The organism is Sorangium sp. So ce204 (assembly GCF_051526795.1).
Taxonomy (GTDB): Bacteria; Myxococcota_A; Polyangia; order Polyangiales; family Polyangiaceae; genus Sorangium; species Sorangium cellulosum_B.
On sequence record NZ_CP150317.1, the window covers coordinates 13,158,450 to 13,183,511 of the forward strand.

The window sequence follows — 25,062 nt, forward strand, 5'->3', positions numbered from 1 at the left end:
CCAACGGGCGGGGGCGACGGCGGAGCGCGCCGCCCGCTCATCCGTGGGGTCGTGCGGTCCGGGGCGGCGTGATCGCGTGGGCGACGGCGCTCTGGAGCGTCGAGCGGGTGATGATGCCGCGGAGGTCGATCCCGCCCTGCGTGAGCGCCCGGGCGACCTCCGGCTGCATCCCGGTCAAGATCGCCTGCGCGCCGAGCAGCCGCAGCGCCGAGGCGGTGCGGATCAGCGAGTCGGCGACCCCGGCGTCGACGTGCTTCAGGCCGGTGATGTCGATGATCACGGTGGACGGGTTGTGGCGCTCCACGCCGGCGAGGGTCGCCTCCAGCACCTGCGCGGCGCGCGCCGCGTCCATCGTCCCGATGAGCGGCATGACAAGGACGCGATCGGTGATCGGGATGATGGGCGTCGCCATCTCCGAGAGGCGCAGCCGCTGCACCCCGATGATCTCCTCCTGGAGCGCCGCCCGGGCCTGCTCGGCGCGCTCGCGCTCGCGGAGCTCCTCGAGCAAGAGCTCGTTGGCCCGGTTCAGCTCGTCTGCCTTCTGCGACAGGCGCTCGTTGACCGAGAACAGCTCCTCGGTGCGCCGCTGCACCTCGCTCTCGAGCCGATCGTTCATGGCGCGGTGCCTGTCGGACACCTCCTGCAGCCGGCCGTAGAGCTGCGCGTTCTCGAGCGCCGCCGCGACCTGCGCGCCCAGGAGGCGGAGCAGCTCGGTCTGCTCCGGGGTGAAGGCGCCGCTCGCGAGCGCGTTCTCCACGTACAGCACGCCCGTGAGCCGGTTCTGGTGGACGAGCGGGAGGCCCATCACCGACCTCGGCCGGTGCGCGGCGAGGTAGGGATCCGCCGCGAAGCGAGGGCTCGCCGCGGCGTCGTCCAGGATGAGCAGCTCTCGCGTCCGCGCCACGTAGTGGACCACGCTGACCGGCAGGGCCGACGACTCCTCCAGCGGACGCCGGAGCTCCACCTCGACCGACTCCGGATCCATGGTGACGGACGCCTCGATGAACAATCGCTCCTCGCGCGCGAGCACCAGGAAGCCGCGCTGTCCGCCGGCGCTCGCGAGGACGGCGCGCATCACGCGGTCGAGCGCCTTCCCGAGCACGAGCTCGCTGGAGATCGCCTGCGTCGTCTGCAGCACCGCCGCGACGTCGGCGAGCTTGTGGAGGAGCGGGTGGCTCACCGACAGGGAGCTCGTCCTCGCGGCGGCCTTCTCGTGCTCCGCCGCGGGCCCTCGTGCGATGGGGAGCGGGTCGAGCCCGTGCTGCCGGGCGAGCTCCGCGGCCTTCCGCTCTGCCCCCCACTGCCGGTAGGCGTGCATCGCCGCGTCCAGGTAGAGCGCGGCGATGCGCCGCCGGCCCTTGCGAGCGTAGTAGAGGCCCGAAAGCTCCGACGCGAGCGCCTCGTACTGCACGAACTCGCTCTGGCGGGCGGCGTCGATGGCGTCGTCGTAGAGCCCCATCGCCTCGACGTCGCGGCCGGAGGCGCGCGCCGCCTCGGCCAGGACCAGGACGTGTTTCACGCGGAAGTTGTCGGGGCAATGGCGCGCCCAGAGCTCGAGCTTCTCGAGCGACGCGGAGAGCGCCCCGGCGTGCCGCTCGCGCTCGCGCGCGTCGCGCTCGCCGAGCGCGACCAGCGTGAGCGCGAGATAGAAGTGGTAGGTCGCCTCGATCGGCATCGCCATGACGGCCCCGAGCACCGGGCGCGCCGCCTCCGCGGCGGCGAGCGCCTCCTCGAGGCGGCCGTGGGAATAGAGGAGGATGAGCCGGATGATGTGGTAAAAGGCGATACCGCACCCGAAGCTCGCCCGGGTGAGCGCGGCCAGGCACGCTTCTTCCGAGAATTCGGCAAAGCCCTCCTCGCTCAGCGAGGCGTCGGCCGCCGTGAGCCCCTTCAGGCTGCGCAGGAACTGCTGCTCCAGCCGGATCGTCTCGAGGACGGCGTGATTGCCTGTCTTGCGCGCGAACGACGCGAAGCGCTCGGCGACGCGGTCGACCTCCGCCAGCGGATCGCCCTTCTCGTAGACCTGCCAGACGGTCTCGAAGGCCAGGTAGCTCGCGTACACCAGGTCGCCGGCCTCGATGCACGCGAGGAACGCCCGCTCCAGGATGGGGAGATCGTTCCGGATGTGCTGGACCCAGAAGTTGATGTGATCGCCGTGGAGGTGCAGCAGCGTCCCCCGCAGCGCGACGTCCCCGAGCTTCTCGTTCAGCCGGATCGACATCTCCGAGAAGCGGAATCCCGACGGGATATCGCCGAACGCCGCGACGAGCATGAGCCCATACACGCTGTAGCCGAAGCACGACGCCTCGGTGTTGCCGTGCCGCAGCGACAGGTTCAGCATCTTCAGCGCGATGAGCGGGAACACGCCCGGCCGCCCGATGTACGCGCACGGAGCGCAGTCGGCGAGCAGGTTGATGACCGCGCGGATCTGCTCGTCGGCGAGCAGCGGCGCGTGCAGGATGTCCTCGATGCTCCTGCCCGCCATGCTCTCCGGGATCTGCGCGACCTCGGCGGCGACGGCGGCGCCGATCTCCTCGCTCGCCCCGGGGATCTCGACGCCGAACAGGCGCAGCGCCTCCTGTCCGACGGTGACGCCCTCGTCGTAGCGGCCGGCGACCTGATAGAGCTTCATCCGCAGGCTCTGGACCCGCGCCCGATCGAGGTCCGACGCCGCCACCTCGAGCAGCCGCTGGAACAGCGCCTCGGCCTCGGTGAAGCGGCCGCACAGGTACTCGCACTCGGCCGCCTCCAGCGTGAGCGCCCAGCGCAGCGCGTGATCCCCCGAGGCGCCGTCGTCTCCGAGCGCGCTCCGCCCGGCGCTGAAGTACTCCGCCGCGGCCCCGTACGCGGTCGAGCCCTTGGCCTTCCTCCCGGCGCGCAGGTTCAGGCGCGCGAGCAGATCGCGCTCGCCGGGATCGGCGATGAGGGCGGCGCCATCGTTGAGATGATTCACCGTGTCGAACAGCCGCTCTTCCTGCGGCTCCCCGCGCTGGCTGGCCAGCATCAGGCGGCCGACGCGCAGGTGGGCGGCGCACCTGTGCTCGTCCGCGATGAGGGCATAGGCCGCCTGCTGGACGCGATCGTGCAAGAACTGGTAGGAGACGGCGAGCGACGCGTCGGTCGCGGGCTCGCCGTGGGAGGGGTCTTCCGGGTGAACGAGCCGGTAGTCGGCGTCGATGGGGAGCAGGACCCCTTCCTGCATGGCCGCCCAGAGATCCTGCGCCGCCTGCGCGGCCGGCAGCTCGGAGATCGTCGCGAGCGTGCGCAGGTCGAACCGGTGCCCGATGCACGCGGCGAGCGTCAGGGCGCGCTGGGTGGGCGGCGCGAGCCTCTGCAGCTTGGCGATCATGAAGTCGGCGACGTTGTCCGTCACGGCCCGCGACTCGATGGCTGCGAGATCCCATGTCCATCTGCCGGTCTCCGGATCGCAGAGGAGGAGCCCGTCGTCGCCCAGCATGCGCAGGAACTGCCCCATGAAGAACGGGTTGCCCAGCGTCTTGTCGTGGATGAGCTCGGAGAGCTGGGCGACGTCCTGCGCCGCGCGTCCGAGGGCGTCCGAGGCGAGCGCCGTCACGTCGTCCTGCGAGAGCGGGGCGAGGGGGATGTCGGTCACGGCCGCGCTCGCGGCGCGGACGGCGTCGAGGGTGATGACGAGCGGGTGCGCCGGGCTCACCTCGTTGTCGCGGTAGGCCCCGACGACCAGGAGATGGCGTGTGTCGGCGTCGGTGAGCAGGAGCCTGAGCAGCCGGAGCGACGCCGGGTCCGCCCACTGGAGGTCATCGAGGAACAGGACGAGCGGGTGTGACGGCGCGGCGAACACGCCAAGGAAGCTCCGGAACACCATGTCGAAGCGGTTCTGCGACTCGGAGGGGCCGAGCGCCGCGACAGCGGGCGCCTCGCCGACGATGAGCGCGAGCTCGGGGATGAGGTCGACGAGGAGCCCGGCGTTCGGGCCGAGCGCCGCGCCGAGCTCCGCTCTCCAGTGGGCCAGCGCGTCTGTCCGCTCGGAGAGGAGCTGCTGCACGAGCCCCCTGAACGCCTGGACGACCGAGGCGCAGGGCACGCCGCGGTTCAGCTGATCGAACTTGCCGTGGGCGAAGTGGCCGCCGACCCTGGCGATGGCCTTGTAGGTCTCGTGGACCAGCGCGCTCTTGCCGACGCCGGAGTAGCCGGAGACGAGCACGAGCTCCGCGGCGCCCGCGCGGGCCCGCTCGAAGGCGGTGAGGAGCCGGTCCCGCTCCGCGTCCCGGCCGTAGATCTTCTGCGGGACGCGCAGCTCGTGGCTGCGATCGCGCTGGCCGACGGGGAAGGGGTGGACCTGGCCTGTCTGCTCGAGGGAGCGCAGGCACTCCGCGAGGTCTGCCTTGACGCCGTACGCGCTCTGGTAGCGGTCCTCGGGCGCCTTGGCGAGGAGCTTCATGACGATCTCGGAGACCGGCCGGGGGACATCCCCGCGGAGCTCGTGCGGCGGGGCGGGCTGCCGCGCGATGTGGCTGTAGAGGACGTCCACCGGATCGCCGTCCGGGAACGGCAGGGCTCCGGTCAGCATTTCATACAGCGTGACACCGAACGAGTAGAGGTCGGCGCGGTAGTCGATGCCCCTGTTCATGCGCCCTGTCTGCTCGGGCGACATGTACGCGAGCGTGCCTTGCAGGGTGGACACCGAGGTCGACTGTTGCAACTCCTGCTTGAGCCGCGACGAGGCGCCGAAGTCGATGAGCGTGGCGCGGCGCATGTCCGAGCTGACGATGATGTTGCTGGGATTGATGTCCTTGTGCGTGACGTGACAGCGGTGCACGGCGCCGATGGCGTCGGCGATGGCCGTCGAGAGCGAAAGCGCCGCGCGGAGATCCAGCCGGCGATCGTCGAGGATCGCCCTCAGGGTCGTGCCCTCGACCGCCTCCGTGACGAGGGCGAGGCCGCCGCGCGTCCTCTCGAGCGAGCACACCCTCACCACGGACTCGAGATCCAGATCGCGCAGGAGGCTGAACTCGTGCCGCAACAGGGCGAGATCGCGGACGCTCGGGTGCTCCCCCTTCAGCGTCTTGATGACGACCGGCCGCTGATCCGCGGCGCGGCGGGCACGGTAAACGTGGGTCTTGCCGCCCTCATGGATCAGCTGCTCGACGACGTGTCCTGGCAGATCGAACGGTGCTGTGGTGGTCATTACGTGCTTGCGCTCCACCTCGTGATGGCCTCGCCCGCACGTCCCGTGCGGCCGGGTACGTCCGGGGAGGAACAGTATAGAATGGGCCTCTGCGGGTTCACTCAACAAAGGCGGGGGGCGCGACGTGTGCTGTGTCACGATTCAACGTCGCGTTGCCTGTCGTTGTGTGTGGTGCGGAGTACTCGACGCCAATCGCCCAGGTTCGTTCCTGGGTGCGGGTGAGGTATTTCCGCGCCTACGGTGTGCGCGCGAGGCAGGACCCGCCTGGCGACGCGGCGCTAGGGTGGCTGCACGACCGCGAGGAGCCCGCTCGGCTGCGACGCCAGATCGAGCGTCGGATCGACGAGGTCGCGGAGGGGACCTCCGTTCAGCGACGCGACGACCTTGGCCGTGACGATGGGCCGCACCCCGAAGTCGTCCCGCCAGCGATCGGCCACGTGGTGCGCGAAGTCGACGAGCATGTCGGGCCGCGCGCACATCTCCCCGAGCTGGCGGCTCGTGAGCCACTCCTCGACGTCGAGCGGCTCGCGCACGCCGGTCCTCGGATCCAGCACGTGAATCCCGAGCTCGCTCACATTCTTGTCACGCAGCTTCATGCGCCACGAGAAGCGGTGTCCGGCCTCGTTCCAGGCGACGTCGCCCGGATAGACCCAGTGACGGAGCGGCACCACGAGGTGGAACAGGAGATACCCGTGGAGCAGCGCGAGCGGCAGCGCGCTCCGCTGCGGCGCGGCGGGCGAGGGGGCGCGGGCGTCGTCGCCGGGGGCGTCCGCGCCCTTGAACAGGAAGGGCAGGCGCCGCCTCGGCCACGAGGGATCGCCGAACAGCGCGAGCGAGGCGATCATCGCGTAGGGGAAGATCCCGATATTGAACAGGAGGGCGTTGGAGAAGTTGAACGCCACGGCGAGCGCCGCGCCGATCGGGAAGGCGCGCCGCGAGAAGAGCAGGAAGCCCATCGAGAGGTCGATGAAGAGCCCGGCATACGAGAGCGCGAGCCCCGCTGTCGGCGAGGCAAGGAGCGGCCCGACGAGGGGCGCGTCGCCGTGCTCGGCGAGCCACATCGTGAGCGGCTGTCCCCGGAGCCAGTCGCCGTTCAGCTTCGCGATGCCGCCGTAGAAGTAGACGATGGCGATCTGGGCCTTCAGGGCGAAGAGATAGAGGCGCGGCACGGTCTCCGCCGGCGCGCCGGGCGCCGCCCCGGCGGGCGAGGCGCGCCGCGCGCGGAGGCGATCCAGCGAGAGCGCGCGGTGCGCCGGGGCGGCGGCGAGCAAGAGGCCGAGGAGGCAGAGGAGATAGAGGTGGTTGAGGTATTGTGCCTTGTCGAGGAGGAAGACATACGTGAGCGCGGCGCAGAGGAGCGCGGCGCTCACCCGGTAGAAGAGCCCGACGGCGCAGAGCAGCGCGAGGACGAAGAGGGCGCCGAAATGCCAGTACATCCCAGTCCCGCCCCACGGGCGGACGAAGGGGACGAAGCTGAAGAAGAAGCCGGGCTCGATGTAATAGCGGTAGATCCGATCGTGGAGGGCGTACCGGACGACCTCCCACGCGATCAGGGCGCCATAGCCGGCGCGGAAGACGGCGAGCGAGGCGGCGTCGACCTCGGCGGTGAGGTAGGCCGCCCAGCGCCGCGCGAGGTCACTTCCAGTGCCCGTGCGCGTGCCCGTGCTTGTGGTGCTTGTGTTTGCCCTTGTGCTTGCCGTGCACGTGGATGTGGACCGGTCGGCCGTCGTCATCGTCGTCGTCGTCATCGTGGACCACCACCACGCCAGGAGCCCTGTTGACCTTCACATCCACGTTCCACGCCGTCGCCACCACGACGTTCACGGCCGGCGCGCTCGGGCCGACGACGACGTGCACGCCGGGGCGGTAGCCGACGAGCACCACGTCGGCGTGCGTCGGGTGCGCCACGACGACGGTGAGCTTCACCGGGTTGACCTTCGCCGCGACCTTGCCGACGCAGTAGAGGCCGCCCGGGCCGGGGGTGAGCACGACGAGCTCGGAGCCCTGTCCCACGAAGCCGAGCTTGATCTTGCGGTCGCCGACGGGGACCGGCTTCAGGTCCGCGTCGAGGACGTAGACCCTGACCTGACCGGAGGCCTTGTCCGCGACGACCTCGATCGTGTCGTCGCCGACCACCTGGATCACCCCGCCGTTCGGGCCCGTCTTGCCGGGGGGAATGGGCCTCTTCTCGGCCTTTCTCGCGCCCTCGACGATGACCTTCGTGCCCCCTGAGGGCACGTGGAGCGTGCCATTCCACGGCTTCCCGGAGACGATGATGTTGTACTTCACCTCGGTGAGATCGGCCTCGAGCTTGGGCCCGGTCGCGACGAGGAGCCCTGTCTTCGCGTCGAGCGCGAGCGGGGCCTGCGCGTCGCCGTTCGGCCCTTTCCAGGTGAGCGTGCCGCTCACGTCCTTGTCGACGGGTTTGCCGTCAGGCGCCTTCACGATCGCCTTCACTGTGCCATCGGCCGCGAAATCCCACCCGACCGAGCCGCCTTCGTGCTCCTCGATCAACGGATCTTCGATCGCCACGGGGACCGCCTGGACCGACTCCTCGGTCACGCTGGCCTCGGCGGTGGTCTTGCACCCTGCCGCGAAGGGGCTGCCGGCGATCAAGGTGGTCAGGGCCACCACGGAAAGGATGCTCTTGGCTTGCATCAAAGCCTCCAAGCGCAGGAGGCTACCCCAACCGCCGAGCCGCGTCTTGACGAACCGCCTCGCGCTGCGGCGAAGGGGGTCATGGGCGACGACATTGGAGGTGCGGTGACCACTTCGCCCGTGATCGTCGCTCGTGCGTGTCTCCGGCGTGAGCTCGTAGGGTTCGAAGAAGCCTTGTGCGGAGTGCCTGGTGGGATTGACGAGCGATGTGGATGCTCTGGGCATATCGCCGAGCGCGGTAGCGGGCGCGGTGGATGTCTGTGGCAGCTTGCCAGGCGCGAGCGTGCGTGGTGTTGCGGGGATGCCTGTGGCGGCTCGCCGGCCGCCGTCACGCGCCTCTGGAGGCTCGTCGGCGTCTTCGCGCCTGGGCTTCCCCCCAGCGCCTCTTCGGGCTAGCGTCCCGGACGAGCCCGTCCTGCCATGTCCCAGCGCGTCTATGTCGGCCTTGTCGGCTACGGCCTCGCCGGCGCCGTTTTCCACGCCCCGCTGATCCGGTCCGTCCCTCGGCTGCGCCTCGCCGCCATCGCGACCCGCCGGGAGGGCCAGGTCATGGCCGACCACTCGGGCGTCGCCGTGCATCCGACGCCCGAGGTGCTGATCGCCGAGCCGGGGATCGACCTCGTGGTCATCGCCTCGCCCAACGAGACCCACTTCCCGCTCGCGCGCGCCGCGCTCGAGGCGGGCAAGCACGTGGTCGTCGACAAGCCGTTCACGATCACGAGCGCCGAGGCTGACGAGCTCATCGCGCTGGCCGCGCGCCGGGGCCGGCTCCTCTCGGTCTTCCAGAACCGCCGCTGGGACGCGGACTTCCGCACCGTGCGCAGCTGCATCGAGCAGGGCCTGCTCGGCGAGGTGGCCTCGTACGAGGCGCACTTCGACCGGTTCCGCCCCGCCATCAAGCAGGGCTGGCGAGAGCAGGCGGCGCCGGGCTCGGGGATCCTGTACGACCTCGGCGCGCACCTGATCGACCAGGTGCTCGTGCTCTTCGGCCCGCCGCGCGCGGTGACCGCCGACGTCCTCGCGCAGCGATCCGGGGCGCGCACGGTGGACTATTTCCACCTCACGCTCGACTACGGCAAGCGCCGGGTGATCGTGCGCTCCTCGACGCTGGTGCCCGAGCCGGGGCCGCGCTTCGCGGTCCACGGCGACGGCGGGAGCTTCCTCAAGCACGGGATCGACGGCCAGGAGAACGCGCTCAAGGCAGGCACGCGCCCGGGTGTGCCGGAGTGGGGACGGGAGGATCCGCGCTGGTTCGGCACGCTCGTCACGGCGAGCGGCGAGCGCCGCGTCATCGAGAGCCTGCCCGGCGCCTACGAGGCCTATTACGAGGGCATCGCGGCGGCGATCCTCGACGGCGCCCCGCCGCCGGTGCGCGCCGAGGAGGCGCGCGACGTGATCCGCGTCATCGAGGCCGCGATGAAGAGCGCGGCCGAGCGGCGGACGATATCGCTGGGGGCGTGATCAACGCTGCGCAGGAAGACCGCTGCTTGCGTTGAGAAGCGGTTGAAGAGCGCATGTTCACGCGACTTCCGTCGCCTCGTACCGAGGGTGCTTATCGTTCGGTGGGAATGCGCCGATATTCGAGGTGCGTCACCAACGACAGCGGTAGGCCCGGAGGATAGGCCGATGTCCGAGGTGGGTTAAAAAGGGACGGCGGTAGGCCCGGGGCGAGGGAGCTCGTTGGGCGGGGTGGGGGATGGGCCGATGTCTGAGGTGGGTTAAAAAGGGACGGCGGTAGGCCCGGGGCGAGGGAGCTCGTTGGGCGGGGTGGGGGATGGGCCGATGTCTGAGCCCGAGGCACCTCTCCTCCGGCGAAGCCGGAGGAGAGGTGCCTCGGGCGAGTTCGGCGGGGCCCCCACCCCGCCCAACGAGCTCCCTCGCCCCGGGCCGGGCAATCAGATCAGCGCGCCGCCGCCATCGCGGCCTGCATCGCGACGCCCATCTCGGCCGGCGTGGCGGCCACCTTGGCCCCCGCCGCCTCGAGCGCCGCGATCTTCTCGGCCGCCGTGCCCTCGCCGCCCGCGATGATCGCGCCGGCGTGGCCCATGCGCTTGCCCGGAGGCGCCGCGCGGCCGGCGATGAACGCCGCCACCGGCTTCTTCATGTTCTGCTTGATCCACGCCGCCGCGCGCTGCTCGGCCGTCCCACCGATCTCGCCGATCAGCACCACGCCGTGGGTGTCGGGATCCTGGTTGAAGAGCTCGAGCACGTCGATGAAGTCCATGCCGCCGACCGGATCGCCGCCGATGCCCACGCAGCTCGACTGCCCGATGCCGAGGGCGCTCAGCTGGCCGACCGCCTCGTAGGTCAGCGTGCCCGAGCGGGAGAGGACGCCGATGTGGCCCTTCTTGTGGATGTGGCCCGGCATGATCCCGATCTTGCACTCTCCCGGCGTGATCACGCCGGGACAGTTCGGCCCGATGAGCCGCGCCGGCTTCCCCTCGAGGAAGCGACGGACGCGGATCATGTCGAGCACCGGCACGCCGTCCGTGATGCAGATGACGAGCTTGCAACCCGCATCGACGGCCTCGGTGATCGCGTCGGCCGCGCCGACCGGCGGCACGAAGATGCACGAGACCTCGGCGCCCTCGTTGCGCACGGCCTGCTCGACCGTGTCGAAGATCGGCACCTTGTCTTCGAATCGCTGGCCGCCCCGGCCCGGCGTCACGCCGGCGACGACCTTCGTCCCGTACTCGATGCAGGCGCGGGCGTGCTGCGACCCGTAGGCGCCCGTGATGCCCTGGAAGACGACCCGCGTGTCCTTGTTGACGAGGATGCTCATCGCTTGATTACTCTACCTTCAACGTGGACAGGAGCTCGGCCACCGCCGCTGGCTCGCTGCTCAACTGGGTTCGAGGCTCGGTGCTCGCGGGCGCCCTAGGCGCCGGCCTTGCCGCCGCGCGTGGCGGCCACGATCTTCTGCGCGCCGTCGGCCATGGAGCTCGCCGACTGGATGGTCAGGCCGCTCTCGTCGAGCAGCTTGCGGCCGGCCTCGACGTTCGTACCCTCGAGGCGCACCACGAGAGGCACCTTGAGCCCGAGCTCCTTCGCCGCGGCGATGACCCCGGCCGCGACGACGTCGCAGCGCATGATGCCGCCGAAGATGTTCACGAAGATGCCGCGGACCCGCTCGCTCCGGAGGATGATCTGGAACGCGGTCTTCACCTGCTCCTGCGAGGCGCCGCCGCCGACGTCCAGGAAGTTCGCCGGCTTTCCGCCGTAATGGAGGATGATATCCATCGTCGCCATCGCGAGCCCGGCGCCGTTCACGAGGCAGCCGATGTCGCCGTCGAGCGACACGTAGGACAGCCCGGCCCGCTTCGCCTGCAGCTCGACCGGATCCTCCTCGTCGACGTCGCGCATCCCGTTCCAGTCGGCGTGCCGGAACTCGGCGTTGTCGTCGAAGCTCACCTTCGCGTCGAGCGCGAAGACGTCGCCGGCGCCGGTCACGACGAGCGGGTTGATCTCGAGCAGCGAGCAGTCCTCCGCGGTGAAGCACGCATAGAGCGAGGCCACGAGCTTCAGGAACTGGCGCTGCGTCTCCTTCGCGGTGAGCCCGAGCGCGATCGCGAGCTGCCGCCCCTGGTACGGGGCGAGGCCGAGCACCGGATCGATGAAGAGCTTGTAGATCTTCTCCGGCGTGCTGTGGGCCACCTCCTCGATGTCCATGCCGCCCTCGGTCGAGGCGATCACCGCGACGCGGCGGCGCTCGCGATCGACGAGCATCGCGAAGTAGAGCTCGCGCGCGATGTCGAGGCCCTGCTCGATGTAGAGCCGCCGGACCTTCTGCCCCTCGGGGCCCGTCTGCTTGGTGACGAGCTGCATGCCGAGGATCTTCTCGGCGAGGGCGGTCGCCTCCGCGCTGCCGCCCTTCGCGACCTTGACGCCGCCGCCCTTGCCGCGGCCGCCCGCGTGGATCTGCGCCTTCACGACGACGACCGGGTTGCCTGTCTGGGCGATCAGCCGATCGGCGATCGGCGCCACCTCACTCGCCTGGAAAGCGGGCTCCCCTTTCGGTACCGGCACTCCGTAGCGAGCGAAGAGCTGCTTGCCTTGATACTCGTGGATTTTCATGAGAGGGGCCGCCACCCTATCACAAGGCCGCGCCCGCGCGAGACTCGAAAAACAGGGTCGACGGACGTCAGTGTGCCCGGTGGCGTGGCTGCCTTGCCTGCCTTGCCTGCCCGCGCGAGTCACGTGTTACGTTTTGTTACGTTCCGGCACCTTACGTTTCGAGTGTTTCGCGCCGGCTCATCCCTCCATGGAAAAGTGCGGCGGCGCGGCGCCGATTCCGTCGCCTCACTTGGCGGCGTAGGGCGGCGGCTCAGGCCGGCGGAGCGCCACGAGGGCGAACAGGCCGGGCAGGATGTCGTCCTCGACCCTGGAGACCTTGCCTTCGAGGCTGATCTTGAGCTCATCGAACGGCGCGCAGGTGAGCCCGGCGCTCGCGGAGACGCTCGGCTGAGGCGCGAACAGAAAGGCAGAGAGGGCGCCTCCCGGCTCGTGGAGAGCCTGGACTCGAAAGACCGGATGGATTGCCACCTTCGGGAGGACATTGGCGATGATCTCGCCTCCCACCCAGGGATTCAGCGCGATCGCCCCCGCCTCGTCCGCCGCGCCGACCAGCCCGGCGCTGCCGTCGATCGACACGGACAGCGCCTCGGCCGGGTAGAGCTCCAGCGCGACGACCGCCGAGTAGAAATCGATCGACGGATACAGCGCGACGCCCGACCAGGTCGACCAGAGCGGCTGCATCGTGGTGAGACCGGCGCCGAACGTCGGCGCGTCGAAGTCGAGATCGAAGCCGCCGAAGAGGTTGATCTCGTATCCCTCGCCGAGGACGAGCCCGGGCTCGACGCCGAGCATCCGGCCCGGGACGGTGCTGATCATGGTCGAGGTCGTGGGGAAATAGTTGGTCCAGTTGTCCCAGTCCTCCATGCCAATCGGGTGCGTGACGATGCCCAGCCGGAGGTGGTGATCCTCGCGGCCAATCTGGAGCATCGCCCACTCGGGTGGGCCGATCTTGATCCCCGGCGTCGGCAAGGACCACGTGGGGTAGACGAACGCCGGCAGCCCGAACGCCGGCAGCCCGAGCGGCGCCGTGGTCGCCTGCACGTCGAGATCGAGCCGGAAGTACAGCGAGCCGCTCGCGAGCCGGAGCCCGACCTCGGCCTGCGCGAGCGCGTCGAAGCGGAGGGCCGCGGGCTGCTCGCGGTGCACGCCCGCGACGACGCTGGTCCCCCCTCCCACCCAGGTGTCGATGTCGGCCGGGAGCGCGGCGAGGTGCGGTAGCAGCTGGGCCTCCTCTCTCTCTCTGGGTCTCCGGACGGCGGCTGTCCTCGATCAGCGCGCGGCGACGAGCGCCCCCGCGGCGATCACCGCCCCGCGCCGGCCGTCGCGGCCCGCAGGCGCTCGACCAGCGGGCGGATGACGTCGCTCCGCAGCTTGTAGGACGCGCGGTTCGCGATGAGCTGGGTGCTCACCTCGGTGACCGTCTCGAGCACCTCGAGGCGGTTCTCGCGCAGCGTCGAGCCCGTCTCGACGATATCGACGATGAGGTGGGAGAGCCCGACGAGCGGCGCGAGCTCCACCGAGCCGTGGACGGGGATGATCTCGGCCACCACGCCCTTGCTCGCGAAGTGATCCCCGGCGATCCGCGGGTACTTCGTGGCGACGCGCGGCAGATCGGGCACCTCCGTGTCCTCCGGCCCGGCCACGACGAGGCGGCAGCGGCCGATGCCGAGATCGAGCGGCGTGTAGAGATCGTGGCGGCGCTCGAGGAGCGTGTCACGGCCGGAGACCCCGAGATCGGCGGCGCCGTACTCGACGTAGGTCGGGACGTCGTCCGGCTTCAGGAACACGTACCGGAACGCGCCGTCCGCCGTCGGCCGGACCAGGCGGCGATCGTTCTCCTCGAGGGGCGTGCTGTCGAGGCCCGCGCGCCGCACGAGCGGGATGAGGTCCTTCAGGATCCGCCCCTTGGGGACGGCGATGGTGAGGGGCTTCGTCATCCGTCCCGCCCCGCGACGCGCGCCGTGTCGGCGCCGAGCTGCGCGAGCTTGCGCTCCATGAACTCGTAGCCGCGATCCAGGTGGTAGACGCGCAGCACCTCGGTCTCGCCCTCGGTCGCCACGAGCCCGGCGATGACGAGCGACGCGCTCGCGCGCAGATCGGTGGCCATCACGGTCGCGCCCGACAGCGGCGCGCCGCCGTGCACGTGCGCCGTGTGGCCGTCCACGTCGATGTGCGCCCCCATCCGCGCGAGCTCGGGGACGTGCATGAAGCGGTTCTCGAAGATGGTCTCGACGATGCGCGACGTGCCCTGCGCGAGGCACATCAGGACCATGAACTGCGCCTGCATGTCGGTCGGGAAGCCCGGGTGCGGCGCCGTCGTGACGTCGACGGCGCGCAGCGGCCGCCCCTCGCGGCGGACGCGCACGCAGTCGCCCTCGCGGCCCACCTCGACGCCCGCCTGGCGGAGCTTGGCCGCGACCGCCTCGAGGTCCTCGAGCGGCGCGTTCTCGATCAGCACGTCGCCGCCGGCCGCGGCCGCCGCGACCATGTACGTGCCGGCCTCGATCCGGTCGGAGATGATCGCGTGGTCGAACGGCTCCAGCTCGTCCGCGCCCTCGATGTGGATGACGTCGGTGCCGGCGCCGCTCACGCGCGCGCCCATCTTGTTGAGCACCCGGCCGAGCTCCTCGACCTCGGGCTCGCGCGCGCAGTTGACCAGCGTGGTCCGCCCCTTCGCGAGCGCCGCGGCCATCATCAGGTTCTCGGTGCCGGTCACCGTCGGCAGATCGAACACGACCTCGGCGCCGCGCAGCCGCTTGCACTCCGCGACGATGTAGCCGCGCGACAGCCGGATCGTCGCGCCGAGCGCCTCGAGGCCCTTGAGGTGCTGATCCACCGGGCGCGTCCCGATCTGGCAGCCGCCGGGGAGCGACACCTTGGCGCGGCCGAAGCGCGCGAGCAGCGGGCCGAGGACCATGACGCTCGCGCGCATCTGCTTGACGAGCTCGTAAGGCGCCTCGGGCCGCACGTTGTCGCCGGCGCCGACCTTCACGAGCGGCGGCGCGGTCTCGACGTTGCGCCCGAGGAACCGGAGCAGCGCCGAGGTCGTCTCGATGTCGCGCAGCGCGGGCACGTTGCGGAGCAGGCTCTCCCCGTCGGAGAGCAGCGTCGCGCAGAGGATCGGCAGCGCGGCGTTCTTCGCGCCGCTGATGCGGATCTTGCCGGAGAGCGGCTTCCCGCCCCGGATCCGGATGGAGTCCATGCCCCCGCTATCGCACAACCCGCGGCGGAACGCGATGTTTCGGGGCCCGCGCGCGCGGCGCGCGCCGTGTTTCGCCCCGCGCGGCGCGCCGGCCGTCGCGATCGCCGCCGGCGCACGGCGCGGGGCCGGCCGGCGACGGGGCCCACTTTCCCGTGCGCTTCCCGCGCGCTCGTCTAGTCTCCACCGGCCATGCGACCGAGCGCCATCGCCCTGTCCTCGCTGCTCGCCGCGTCTGTGGCCCCGCTCGCCGCCGCGCAGCCGTCGGCCGATCTCCGCGGGTTCCGCGCCTCGATCGACCCCGGGGCCGGCGTCTACCTCGAGCCCGCCGCGACCCCGGACACGGGCGAGTGGAGCGCGAGCCTCTGGGCCTCGTACGCCTACCGCCCCATCGTGCTCCGCGATCCCGCCTCGGGCGACGTCCGCTTCGACGTCATCCGCCACCAGGTCAGCGCGGATTTCGCGGCCGGCGTGGGCGTCGCGCGGCGCTTGCTCGTCGGGCTCACGCTGCCCGTGGTCCTCCACCAGACCGGCGACGCGCCCAGGTCCGACGCCACGCGGGTGCTCGGCGACACGTGGCTCCCGGCGCAGGCGCTCGGCGATCTCGGCCTCGTCGGCAAGCTCACGCTCGTGCAGCCCACCGGCGGCGATCTCGGCGGGCTCGCGCTCGCGCTGCACGAGCGCTTCACGCTGCCCACGGGGGACGAGGCGTCGTTCGTGGGCGAGGGGGGCGTCACGAGCGAGCTGAGGCTCCTCGCCGAGTACCGCCTGATCGCGCTCGGCGCGCACCTCGCGGCGGGGGTCAAGCTCCGCGCTGGCGAGGCCCGCTTCGGGTGCCAGGCGACCCCGGCCTCCCCCGCGGGCGACGATCCGTGCCCCACGGTGTTCGGCCACGAGCTCCCCTTCGGCCTCGGCCTCTCGTTCCGGCCGCAGATCCTGGGCATCGACCCGGAAGGGCGCACGACGTTCTTCCTGGAGGCGCACGGGCACCTCCCGCTCTCGCCGATCGCGCCGTTCGCGAGCCAGGAGGCGGCCGCGCTCGAGCTCGGCCTCGCCGCGCGCTACGCGCTGGGCGACGTCTCGTTCCTGGCCGGCGTCGAGACGGCGCTGGCCGGCGGCGTCGGCACCACGCCGCTGCGCGCCGTCCTCTCGGTGGCCTGGACCCCGCGCGTCCACGACGCCGACGAGGACGGCGTTCCGGACGACGTCGATCAGTGCGGCGAGCTCGCGGAGGACCGCGACGGCTTCCAGGACGACGACGGGTGCCCCGAAGGGGACAACGACGAAGACGGCGTCTTCGACGACGAGGACCGCTGCCCCACGCAGAAGGAAGACGAGGACGGCGTCGCGGATGAAGACGGGTGCCCTGACCCGTGACGCCGGGCCGTGGACGATCCATGACGACGTGGACCGCATGAGCGACGACGGCTACACGAAGCACGGCGGCGGCCGCCACGAGGGGCCCTCCCGCACCTCGCCGTATCCCCTGAGCCGGCTCTCCGCGCCGCACGAGCTCGTCGACGTGGCGCGGGAGATCCAGCAGGCGGACGCGCTGCTCGGCGCGGTCACCGGCGGCAAGCTCGCGCAGATCGCGCGGCAGATCCGGTCGCTCCAGGAGGAGGCGCGGCGGGTCCTCGAGGCGGCGCAGCGCGACGGCGAGCTCCACCGCGCGGCGTGCAGCTTCAAGAAGCGGCCCGGCCACGTCTACCACCTGTACCGGCGCGGCGACGGCGTCCCCTACCTCTCGATGCTCTCGCCGGAGGAGTGGGGCGGCTCGCCGCCGCACGCGTTCGAGGGCTCGTACCGCCTCGAGGTCGACATGTCGTGGACGCCGGCTGACGAGGCCGAGGCGCACGACGCGGAGGCCGGCGCGCTCGCGCGGCTCACCGGCCGCGGCGCCTGACCGCGGCGCTCGCTCACCCGCCGAGCTGGAGCAGCACCTTCCCGAACGACGCGTTGCTGGCGACGTAAATATGCGCCGCGGCGGCATCGCCGATCGGGAAGACCCGGTCCACGACCGGCCGCACAGCGCGGCTCGCGAGCCAGGGGGAGATGTTGCGCTCGAGCACCTGCGCCGCCGCGATCTTCTCCTCGAGCGGGCGCGAGCGGAGCACGGTGCCGATGAGCTCGACGCGCTTCCGCAGGAGCTCGCGCAGGTCGAGCTCCGCGGACGCGCCGGCCGTCAGCCCGACGAGCGCGATCCGGGCCTTCAGCGCGCACGCCTTGAGGTCCTCGCCGACGTACGCGCCGCCGACGAGCTCGAGGACCACGTCGACCCCCGCGCCTCCGGTCGCCTTCAGCACCTCGCCCGCGAACGTCGCGCCCGACGTCGCGATCCCGGCGTGCAGCCCGAGCTCGCGGCAGCGATCCAGCTTGTCCTGCGTGCGCGACGTCCCGACGACGAAGCACCCGAGCGCGCGGGCGATCTGGAGGCCGGCCGTGCCCACGCCGCTGCCGACTGCGTGCACCAGCGCGCGCTCGCCGGGCGCGAGCCGGGCGCGCGTCACGAGCGCGTCGTAGGCGGTGACGAACGCCTCGGGGACCGCCGCCGCCTCCTCGTCCGTGAGCCCGTCCGGCACCGGCGCGACCTCGCGCTCGTGCGCGACGATCCGCTCGGCGTAGGCGCCGCCCGCGAGGAGGCCGAAGACGCGATCACCCGGCGCGAAGCGGCGCGCGCCCTTCCCCGTGGCCTCGACCACGCCGGCGTACTCGAGCCCCGGCACGTCCTGCGGCGCGCCGGGCGGCGCCGGGTAAAAGCCCAGCCGCTGGAGCAGATCGGCGCGGTTCACCCCGGCGAAGCGGACGGCGACGCGCACGTGCCCGTCGGGCACCTCGGGCGCATCGACCTCGCGCACCTCGAGGACCTCCGGCCCGCCCGGCTCGCGGATGACGACGGCGCGCATCTTCAATGTGCCGCATGGGGCGCTCACGCCCCGTTCATTCTTCCATGGGCGGCGGGAGCACGCTCTTCCGGTAGAAGTATTCCACCTTCTCGGAGTCCGGATCGGCCGGCTCCTTCTCGGGCTCGGCCGGCGCGTTGCCGCCGATCGCCGCCTCGATCTGCACCTGCTCGAGGGCGTCCATCATCGAGGCCGCGCTCGGGAAGCGCTCCTCGCGATCGAGCGCGAGCGCGCGCATCGTCGCGACGTCGAGCGAGTGGGGCACCTCGGGCCGCAGCATGCGCGGGCGGATCGGCTTCACGCGCTGGATCTCGGCGAGCAGGGCGGCGGCCGTCGGCGCCTTGAACGGCAGCTGCCCGGTGAGCATCACGTAGAGCAGCATGCCCACCGAGTAGAGGTCCGCGCGCGCGTCGAGATCGCGGACGCCCTGCGCCTGCTCCGGGGCCATGAACGCGGGCGTGCCGGCGATGGCGTGGCTCCCCGCGGCGGCCATCGACACGAGGATCGACGGCGCCACCCCCGTGTTGAACGCCTCGGCGACGCCGAAATCGAGCACCTTCACGGTGAGCGGGCCGCGGTCGCCGCCGACGAGGCAGATGTTGTCCGGCTTGAGATCGCGGTGGAGGATGCCCTCGGTGTGCGTGACGACGAGCGCGCTGAGCACCTGGACGGCCACGTCCAGCACGACGGGAATGGGCATGGGGCGCTCGCGCGCGAGCCGCTCGGTGATGGTCTCGCCCTCGAGCCGCTCCATCACGAGGTAGGGCGTGCCGTCGTCGAGCACGCCCAGATCGTAGACCTCGACGATGTTCGGATGGCCGAAGCGGCCGGCGACGGCGGCCTCGTTGTGGAAGCGCGCGATGGCCGTCTTGCTCTGAGCGTACTGGCCGCGGAGCGTCTTGATCGCGACCCGGCGCCGCAGGCCGATGTGGATCGCGTCGTAGACCATCCCCATCCCGCCCTTGGCGATGACGCCGAGGATGCGGTAGCGGTCGTGCAGCAGGCGGCCGACGAGCGGCGCTTCCTTCGTCGGCCGCGGCTGATCGGGATCGATATCGGGCGGCAGCGGCCCGTCCACCGGCCACCCCGACTCGCCCCTGCTCGTCGGCGGCACCCGCGTCGAGGAGGGCGGGGCGACGCTCGGCGTGAGCGCCGTGCCGTGCACCGGGCACCTCTCGGTGTCCGACGGGTGCGGCAACCCGCACGCCTGGCATCGGATGAAGTGCTGCGGCGGCATCGGGGACCCGGTCAGAGTACGGGTACATCCGCCCATGCAGCAAGCTCGTTCAGGGAGCGAGCGTCCCGGCTGGGGGGGCACGCCCACAGCGTGTGGTTGGGTAGCCAACCCATGTCATCTTCAGCAGCTGGGTTGGATCGGCTCGCGGCTTACGGTAGGCTGAGCTCAAACGTGCCGCAGCCGGTCCGAAAGCCAACCCGACGAGCGCGAGAGGTACCGCAGCCGGGCGGGTACCAGAATTTGCATCCGAACGTAAGACGAAACGTAAGGCGAAACGTAATCCGGAACGTAAGACGAAGCGTAAGGCGGCACGTCGACCTGAACGTTGACCAGCACGTAAGCGAGTACGTAAACCAGTACGTAAATCGAGCGTAAGTCGAACGTAGATCGAACGTAAATCGAACGTAAATCGAGCGTTGGGCAGCGCGTGACGGGCGCGGGGTACGCTTTCCCCGACTGCCAGCAGTGGGGGCCAGCGGGATGGGAAGGGGAAAGAGACAGAGGCCATGAGCACGGCGGAGAAGCTTTCGGACGGTGCCTCGGCCAGCGGTGAGTCCGATCCGCTGCTGGGAAAGGTCTTGAATCAGAAGTTCAAGATCCACTCCCTCCTCGCGACGGGCGGCATGGGCGTCATCTATCGCGGCGAGCAGATCGCCCTCGAGCGGCAGGTCGCGATCAAGGTCCTGACGCCCACGAACTCATCGAACCAGATCGACCCCAACTTTCATAAGCGCTTCTTCCTCGAGGCGAGCATCCTCGCCAGGCTCCAGCACCCGAACATCGTCACGGTCTTCGACTACGGCCGAGTCGAGAACATGGAGCCCGAGCGGTACTTCATGGCCATGGAGTTCCTCGAGGGCGAGACGCTCTTCCGGCGGCTGCGCAAGGCCGGCCGCCTCTCGGCGCCCGACTCGATGGGCGTCGCCCGGCAGATCGCCCGCGGGCTGCGCGAGGCGCACAAGCACGGCGTGGTGCACCGCGATCTGAAGCCGTCGAACGTCATGCTCGTCCCCGGCGAGGACACAGGAGAGCTCGTCAAGATCCTCGATTTCGGCCTCGTGAAGGTGCTCGCGGACGACTCGGAGGAGCTCACGCAGCAGGGCTCGTTCCTCGGCTCCCCGCGCTTCATGTCGCCGGAGCAGATCTCGCACGGCAAGGTCGATCTGCGGACGGACGTGTACTCGCTGGGCGTGATCCTCTATCAGATGCTCTGCGGGAAGGTCCCGTTCGAGGCGCAGAACTCGGTCCAGATCCTGATCGCCCACCTGCAGCAGCCCGTCCCGCGGATGAAGGAGCGCAACCCCGAGGCCGACGTGCCCGAGCCGCTCGAGGCGTTCGTGCTGCGCTGCCTGTCGAAGGATCCGGACGGCCGACCGGCCAACATGGAGGCCCTCATCCGCGGGCTTGGCGAGTGCGCGCAGGCGATGGGCCTGTCCCCGGCGTTCGGCTCGACGGGCCTCGTGACCATGGACTCCACCGGCACCGGCAGGATGCCGACGCCGATGCCGCCCGTGCGCGTGATGACGGCGATCCCCGCCAGCTCGTCGTCGCCCACGTCGACGTCCGGCGCCACGACCTCGCAGGTGGACGACGCCTCGCTCGGCGCCGCCTCGCGCCCCGCCGACGCGGCGCCGCAGGGCCGGAAGGGCATCGTGCTCGTCGCGGTCGGCGTCCTCGCCGTCGCGGGCATCGGGGTCGCGATGTCGCAGATGCGCTCCAGCGAGCCGCCGCCCGCGCCGGCCGCCGCCGCGCAACCGGAGAAGCCGCAGGTCGCGCCGCCGCCCGCCGACGTCGGGTCGTTCGTGCTGATGGTCGAGTCCATGCCGTCCGGCGCCGAGGTGCTGGAAGACGGCAAGCCGCTCGGGAACACGCCGCTCCAGCTGTCGCTGTCGAACAGCTCCGTGCGCGCCAACCCGCGCCGGTTGACCGTGCGCCACGAGGGGTACGAGCCGTACTCGATCGTCCAGGGCCCCTCCGATCAGTCCGTGCGCCTGGTCGCCACGCTCACGAAGCAGGTCGCGGCGCCGACGAGCACGCCTGCCGCGCCCACGCCGCCCCCGGCCGCCCCGGCGCCTCGCCCGTACTCCGGCCGCCCGGCCGCCAGGCCCGCGCCCGCCCCCGACGCGGCGCCCCCGCCTCCGCCTCCTTCTCCTCGGCCGCTGGATATCCAGATCGAACGATGACCCTCCAGCGCCCCACACACCACATCGTCGTCTCCCCGTCTGTCTTCACCGCGCGGCCGCTCTGGGCGAATGTCCTCGCCGACGTGGAGGCACCTTGTTCCAGGCTTTCCGTCGGCGGGCACCCCGCGCGCGGTGCGCACGGTGACGGTGAAGGAGGCGATGTGCCGCATTCTCCGGAACTTGCGCAAATGTACGCGCACGAACGCGTCCACGGACGTGCGCAGGAGCGCGCGCGCGAACACGCGCACGCTCGCCGGTCCGTGCATCGCGGGGAACGTCAAATCCCGCGGCGAACCCAGCCCGCGCAGATCACCCGAACGATCGATCGAAGATCCCGGTATTCATCCGTTCCCGCCGGCAGTAGACTCCAGGCTCTGCGTCCCGCAGACGCGCTTCCCAGGCCGATTCCAAGCGGGATCCGTTGCTGAGGAGCAAGGAAATGAACCCGCTCGTCCCCGACTTCATCATCCAGCAAGACGCTCTCGGCAACACCGAGGGCAGCTTCACGGGGGCGGTGCTGATGATCGACATCCCCGGCTTCACCGAGCTCACGGAGAAGCTGATGCAGCACGGCCGCGCGGGCGCGGAGACGCTCGCCGGCACGCTCCGGTACTACTTCGACCCGCTCATCGCCGCGGTCCACCACGCCGGGGGCTTCATCACGAACTTCGCGGGCGACGCGTTCACGGCGCTGTTCCAGGACACGCCGGACCGCAAGGTCGCGGAGTACGTGCTCGGCGCGGCGCTCGCGATGCGCGACCTGTTCGCGGAGCACCCCGAGCGCGACACGCCCTTCGGCAGCTTCCCGTTCTCGTTCCGGATGGGGCTCGCGTGGGGCTCGGTCGAGTGGGGCATCGTCCGCATCTCCCCGGAGCGCGCGTACTACCACTTCCACGGGCAGGCGCTCGCCGCGTGCGTCGCGATCGAGCGGCAAGCGCTGAAGGGCGACATCCTCCTCGACCGCGCGCTCTGCGATCGCATCCCGCCCGCGAGCGCGAAGTACCACGGCGAGGGCGTCTACAAGCTCGGCGACGTGCCGGCGCCCAGGATGCCGCAGGTCCCGAGGAACCCGCCGCGCGGCGAGGGCACCGCGTTCGTGGCGAGGGGCGTCGCGGACATGCCCCCGGAGGGCGAGTTCCGCAACGTCACGAGCGTCTTCCTGTCGTTCGAGCAGATCCCGAGCTTCGCGGAGCTCACGCGCCTCCTGCACGAGCTCTCCGAGCTCTACGGCGGCACCTTCACGGGCATCGACGCGGGCGATCTCGGCATCGCCGCGCTGATCCACTTCGGCGCCCCGATCACCCACGAGAACGACAACGATCGCGCGCTCGACTTCGCGCTGGAGCTGAAGAAGCGCGGCCTCCGGCAGATGCGCCTCCGCGCGGGGATCACGCGCGACGTCCGGTACGCCGGCTTCAACGGCGGCACCGAGCGCCACGAGTTCGCGTGCATCGGCCGCGCGACGAACCTCGCCGCGCGCCTCGTCGCGAAGGCCCCCTGGTCGGCGATCTGGGCCGACGAGCAGGTCTTCCGCGCCGGCGAGACGAGCTACCAGTGGACGACGGAGAACATCTTCCGGTTCAAGGGCTTCGATCTGCCCATCCTCGTCTACTCGCTGGAGCGCCGCCGCATCTCGGTCCAGAAGGAGTTCTACGACCTCGGCCTCATCGGCCGCGAGGCGGAGATCGAGCAGCTCGTGCGCTACGTCGGGCCGATCTTCGAGGGCAAGCCGGCCGGGATCACGTACATCGACGGCGAGCCGGGGCTCGGGAAGAGCTACCTCGTGCAGCGCTTCCGCCACCGGTGCGAGGAGCACCAGAGCGACCGGCCCTTCCTGTGGATCGACGCGCGCTGCGACCAGACGCTCCAGAGCTCGCTCAACGCGTTCGAGTTCGCGCTGAAGGAGTACTTCTGGGAGTCCTCCGCGCTCGGCAAGGAAGAGAAGCTCACGAACTTCGACGACGCGTTCGAGTACCTCCTCGAGCGCCTGCCCGAGAGCCAGGCCGCGCTGAAGCGCGAGCTCGATCGCGCGCGCTCGGTGTTCGCCGCGCTCATCGGCATCCGCTGGGAGGACTCGCCGTACGAGCGCCTGCACCCGAAGCTCCGGTACACGAGCACGCTCTCGGCGCTGAGCTTCGTCTTCCTCGCCGAGGCGTCGCTCCAGCCGGTGATCCTGCACCTCGAGGACGCGCACTGGGCCGACGAGGACTCGCTCGAGGCGGTGCGCGTGATCGCGCGCGCGTGCCGGGGGCTGCCCATCGCGATCATCTGCACGACGCGGCGCAAGGACGACGGCACCCCCGTCCGCATCCCGCTCGACCCGGGCATCTCCGAGAACGTGATCGAGCTGAAGCCGCTGCCGCGCGAGCAGCTCCTCGCGCTCGCGGTCCCGTTCTTCGGCGGCCCGATGCCGGACATGCTCGCGACGCTCCTCTGCGAGACGGCCGGCGGCAACCCGTTCTTCGCGCAGGAGATCCTCGCCTACTGGCTCGAGGACGGGCGCTACGGTTCGAGCTCGAGCTCCATCTCGATCTCGAACACGTTCATGCCGCCGAAGAACGTGAACAGCCTGCTCATCTCGCGCCTCGACCGGCTCGACGCGAAGGTGAAGCAGACGATCGTCGCCGCGGCCGTCCTCGGGCGCGAGTTCGACCTGCGCGTGCTCGCGCTGATGCTCCCCGACGCCTCCGTGCTCGAGGAGCACGTGCGCATCGGCGAGGCGCAGTGCATCTGGTCGCAGATGACGGAGCGGCGCTTCCAGTTCAGCAACGCGCTCCTCCGCAACGCGGCGTACGAGATGCAGTCCCGCGCGCGGCTCCAGGAGCTCCACCGGCTCGCGGCCGAGGCGATCGAGAGCCTCTACGGCGATGACCTCGAGGACCAGCTCGTCGCGCTCGGCCGCCACTGGCGCCGCGCGGGCAAGGTGGACCACGCGCGCCGCTACTTCCTCGCGGGCGCCCGCAAGGCGGCGGCGCGCTACGCCCACGAGGAGGCGACCCGCCTCTACCGCGTCTACTTCAAGCTCTCGCCGGAGCCGACGCCCGAGAGCGTCGTCGTGCGCTACGAGTTCGCCCGCGACGTCCTCGAGGCGAGGGGGCGGTACCAGGAGGCGCGGCAGGAGCACATCCGCGTGCTCACCGACGCGCAGAAGCTCGGCGATCGCGGGTCCGAGTCGCTCGGCTTCCTCGGCCTGGGCCGCACGCACTGGGCGATGCAGCAGCCGGACGACGCGCGCACCTACTGGGAAGAGGGGCTGCGCGCCGCGCGCGAGGCGGGCAACCTGCCGGCCGAGGGGCTCACGCTCGCGAGCCTCGGGATGGCCTACGCCGTCCAGGGCCGGTACGACGCCGCCCGCACGCTCTACTCGCGCGCGATCACGGTCGAGCGGCAGATCGGCAACCGGCGCGAGGAGGCGAGGCTCCTCGGCGAGTTCGCGAAGCTGCACCGGCTGAGCGGCCACCTCGGCGAGGCGGAGGCCCTGCAGGAGCAGGCCGCTGCCATCGAGCGTGAGCTGGGGGCCTCTTGAGCCGGTGGGGGACGCTGCGGTGCCCTCCGCCCACGCGAAGGCGGCCCCGCCGTCCGACGTCGTCGCGCGTTCCCTAGATCGCGGTGCAGAGGCCCCGCCGGCCCGCGCGGCGCCGGCG

General features: G+C 71.0%; 15 protein-coding genes. 5 read left to right on the forward strand and 10 right to left on the reverse strand.

Going from position 1 to position 25,062, the window contains the following annotated elements; all coding sequences use genetic code 11:
* Positions 1-37: 37 nt before the first annotated feature.
* From WMF22_RS49890 to WMF22_RS49900, 3 genes are all read right to left on the reverse strand, one after another.
* Entirely contained in the window at positions 38-5,167 is a 5,130-nt protein-coding gene (locus WMF22_RS49890) for an AAA family ATPase (RefSeq protein ID WP_438034322.1), read from the reverse strand.
* A 278-nt stretch (positions 5,168-5,445) separates the two neighbouring features.
* Positions 5,446-6,915 (reverse strand): HTTM domain-containing protein, encoded by a 1,470-nt coding sequence (locus WMF22_RS49895; protein ID WP_438034323.1) that lies wholly within the window; start codon positions 6,913-6,915, stop codon positions 5,446-5,448.
* Positions 6,803-7,825, reverse strand: coding sequence for a hypothetical protein (locus WMF22_RS49900; RefSeq protein WP_437296876.1), 1,023 nt, complete (start codon positions 7,823-7,825; stop codon positions 6,803-6,805). The genes WMF22_RS49895 and WMF22_RS49900 overlap by 113 nt, the downstream gene beginning before the upstream one ends.
* A 420-nt stretch (positions 7,826-8,245) precedes the next feature.
* Here WMF22_RS49900 and WMF22_RS49905 point away from each other — a divergent pair, with 420 nt between their 5' ends.
* Complete coding sequence (locus tag WMF22_RS49905) at positions 8,246-9,286, forward strand: oxidoreductase (RefSeq protein ID WP_438034324.1); 1,041 nt, start codon at positions 8,246-8,248, stop codon at positions 9,284-9,286.
* Positions 9,287-9,725: 439 nt separating this feature from the next.
* Here the strand turns inward: WMF22_RS49905 and sucD are convergent, their stop codons facing one another.
* The 5 genes from sucD to murA form a co-directional block, all read right to left on the reverse strand.
* Complete coding sequence (gene sucD / locus WMF22_RS49910; protein WP_437296878.1) at positions 9,726-10,607, reverse strand: succinate--CoA ligase subunit alpha; 882 nt, start codon at positions 10,605-10,607, stop codon at positions 9,726-9,728.
* Between the two features lie 95 nt (positions 10,608-10,702).
* Entirely contained in the window at positions 10,703-11,899 is a 1,197-nt protein-coding gene (gene sucC / locus WMF22_RS49915; RefSeq protein WP_437296879.1) for an ADP-forming succinate--CoA ligase subunit beta, read from the reverse strand.
* 225 nt (positions 11,900-12,124) lie between these two features.
* A complete protein-coding gene (locus WMF22_RS49920; RefSeq protein WP_438034325.1) occupies positions 12,125-13,075 on the reverse strand; it encodes a hypothetical protein in 951 nt (316 codons plus the stop codon).
* Positions 13,076-13,200: 125 nt separating this feature from the next.
* Positions 13,201-13,836 (reverse strand): ATP phosphoribosyltransferase, encoded by a 636-nt coding sequence (gene hisG / locus WMF22_RS49925; protein ID WP_012241753.1) that lies wholly within the window; start codon positions 13,834-13,836, stop codon positions 13,201-13,203.
* The gene (gene murA, locus WMF22_RS49930; RefSeq protein WP_437296881.1) at positions 13,833-15,101 is read right to left on the reverse strand and encodes a UDP-N-acetylglucosamine 1-carboxyvinyltransferase; all 1,269 of its coding nucleotides are present in this window, start codon (positions 15,099-15,101) and stop codon (positions 13,833-13,835) included. The genes hisG and murA overlap by 4 nt, the downstream gene beginning before the upstream one ends.
* Before the next feature lie 189 nt (positions 15,102-15,290).
* Between murA and WMF22_RS49935 the strand changes: the two genes are divergently transcribed.
* Both WMF22_RS49935 and WMF22_RS49940 read left to right on the forward strand, forming a co-directional pair.
* On the forward strand, positions 15,291-16,475 hold the full coding sequence (locus WMF22_RS49935) for a hypothetical protein (protein WP_437296882.1): 1,185 nt from the start codon (positions 15,291-15,293) through the stop codon (positions 16,473-16,475).
* Positions 16,450-17,001 carry a DUF2452 domain-containing protein gene (locus WMF22_RS49940; protein WP_437296883.1) on the forward strand — a complete coding sequence of 184 codons (552 nt, stop codon included), beginning with the start codon at positions 16,450-16,452 and terminating at the stop codon, positions 16,999-17,001. The genes WMF22_RS49935 and WMF22_RS49940 overlap by 26 nt, the downstream gene beginning before the upstream one ends.
* Before the next feature lie 13 nt (positions 17,002-17,014).
* On the opposite strand, the gene WMF22_RS49945 is transcribed toward WMF22_RS49940, so the two are convergent.
* Positions 17,015-18,001 (reverse strand): NAD(P)H-quinone oxidoreductase, encoded by a 987-nt coding sequence (locus tag WMF22_RS49945; protein WP_437301696.1) that lies wholly within the window; start codon positions 17,999-18,001, stop codon positions 17,015-17,017.
* A 34-nt stretch (positions 18,002-18,035) separates the two neighbouring features.
* A complete protein-coding gene (locus WMF22_RS49950) occupies positions 18,036-19,196 on the reverse strand; it encodes a serine/threonine-protein kinase (RefSeq protein WP_438034326.1) in 1,161 nt (386 codons plus the stop codon).
* Positions 19,197-19,741: 545 nt separating this feature from the next.
* Between WMF22_RS49950 and WMF22_RS49955 the strand changes: the two genes are divergently transcribed.
* Together WMF22_RS49955 and WMF22_RS49960 are read left to right on the forward strand one after the other, a co-directional pair.
* Positions 19,742-21,418, forward strand: coding sequence for a protein kinase domain-containing protein (locus WMF22_RS49955; RefSeq protein ID WP_437296885.1), 1,677 nt, complete (start codon positions 19,742-19,744; stop codon positions 21,416-21,418).
* Between the two features lie 439 nt (positions 21,419-21,857).
* On the forward strand, positions 21,858-24,944 hold the full coding sequence (locus WMF22_RS49960) for an AAA family ATPase (RefSeq protein WP_012241760.1): 3,087 nt from the start codon (positions 21,858-21,860) through the stop codon (positions 24,942-24,944).
* Positions 24,945-25,062 lie beyond the last annotated feature (118 nt).

Coding starts and splice junctions, on each gene's coding strand:
- murA (WP_437296881.1), bottom strand. CDS start 15,101: ATGGACTCCATCCGGATCCGGGGCGGGAAGCCGCTCTCCGGCAAGATC.
- WMF22_RS49935 (WP_437296882.1), top strand. CDS start 15,291: ATGCGACCGAGCGCCATCGCCCTGTCCTCGCTGCTCGCCGCGTCTGTG.
- WMF22_RS49940 (WP_437296883.1), top strand. CDS start 16,450: ATGAAGACGGGTGCCCTGACCCGTGACGCCGGGCCGTGGACGATCCAT.
- WMF22_RS49900 (WP_437296876.1), bottom strand. CDS start 7,825: ATGCAAGCCAAGAGCATCCTTTCCGTGGTGGCCCTGACCACCTTGATC.
- WMF22_RS49905 (WP_438034324.1), top strand. CDS start 8,246: ATGTCCCAGCGCGTCTATGTCGGCCTTGTCGGCTACGGCCTCGCCGGC.
- WMF22_RS49890 (WP_438034322.1), bottom strand. CDS start 5,167: ATGACCACCACAGCACCGTTCGATCTGCCAGGACACGTCGTCGAGCAG.
- WMF22_RS49895 (WP_438034323.1), bottom strand. CDS start 6,915: ATGACGACGACGACGATGACGACGGCCGACCGGTCCACATCCACGTGC.
- sucD (WP_437296878.1), bottom strand. CDS start 10,607: ATGAGCATCCTCGTCAACAAGGACACGCGGGTCGTCTTCCAGGGCATC.
- WMF22_RS49955 (WP_437296885.1), top strand. CDS start 19,742: ATGAGCACGGCGGAGAAGCTTTCGGACGGTGCCTCGGCCAGCGGTGAG.
- hisG (WP_012241753.1), bottom strand. CDS start 13,836: ATGACGAAGCCCCTCACCATCGCCGTCCCCAAGGGGCGGATCCTGAAG.
- sucC (WP_437296879.1), bottom strand. CDS start 11,899: ATGAAAATCCACGAGTATCAAGGCAAGCAGCTCTTCGCTCGCTACGGA.
- WMF22_RS49945 (WP_437301696.1), bottom strand. CDS start 18,001: ATGCGCGCCGTCGTCATCCGCGAGCCGGGCGGGCCGGAGGTCCTCGAG.
- WMF22_RS49960 (WP_012241760.1), top strand. CDS start 21,858: ATGAACCCGCTCGTCCCCGACTTCATCATCCAGCAAGACGCTCTCGGC.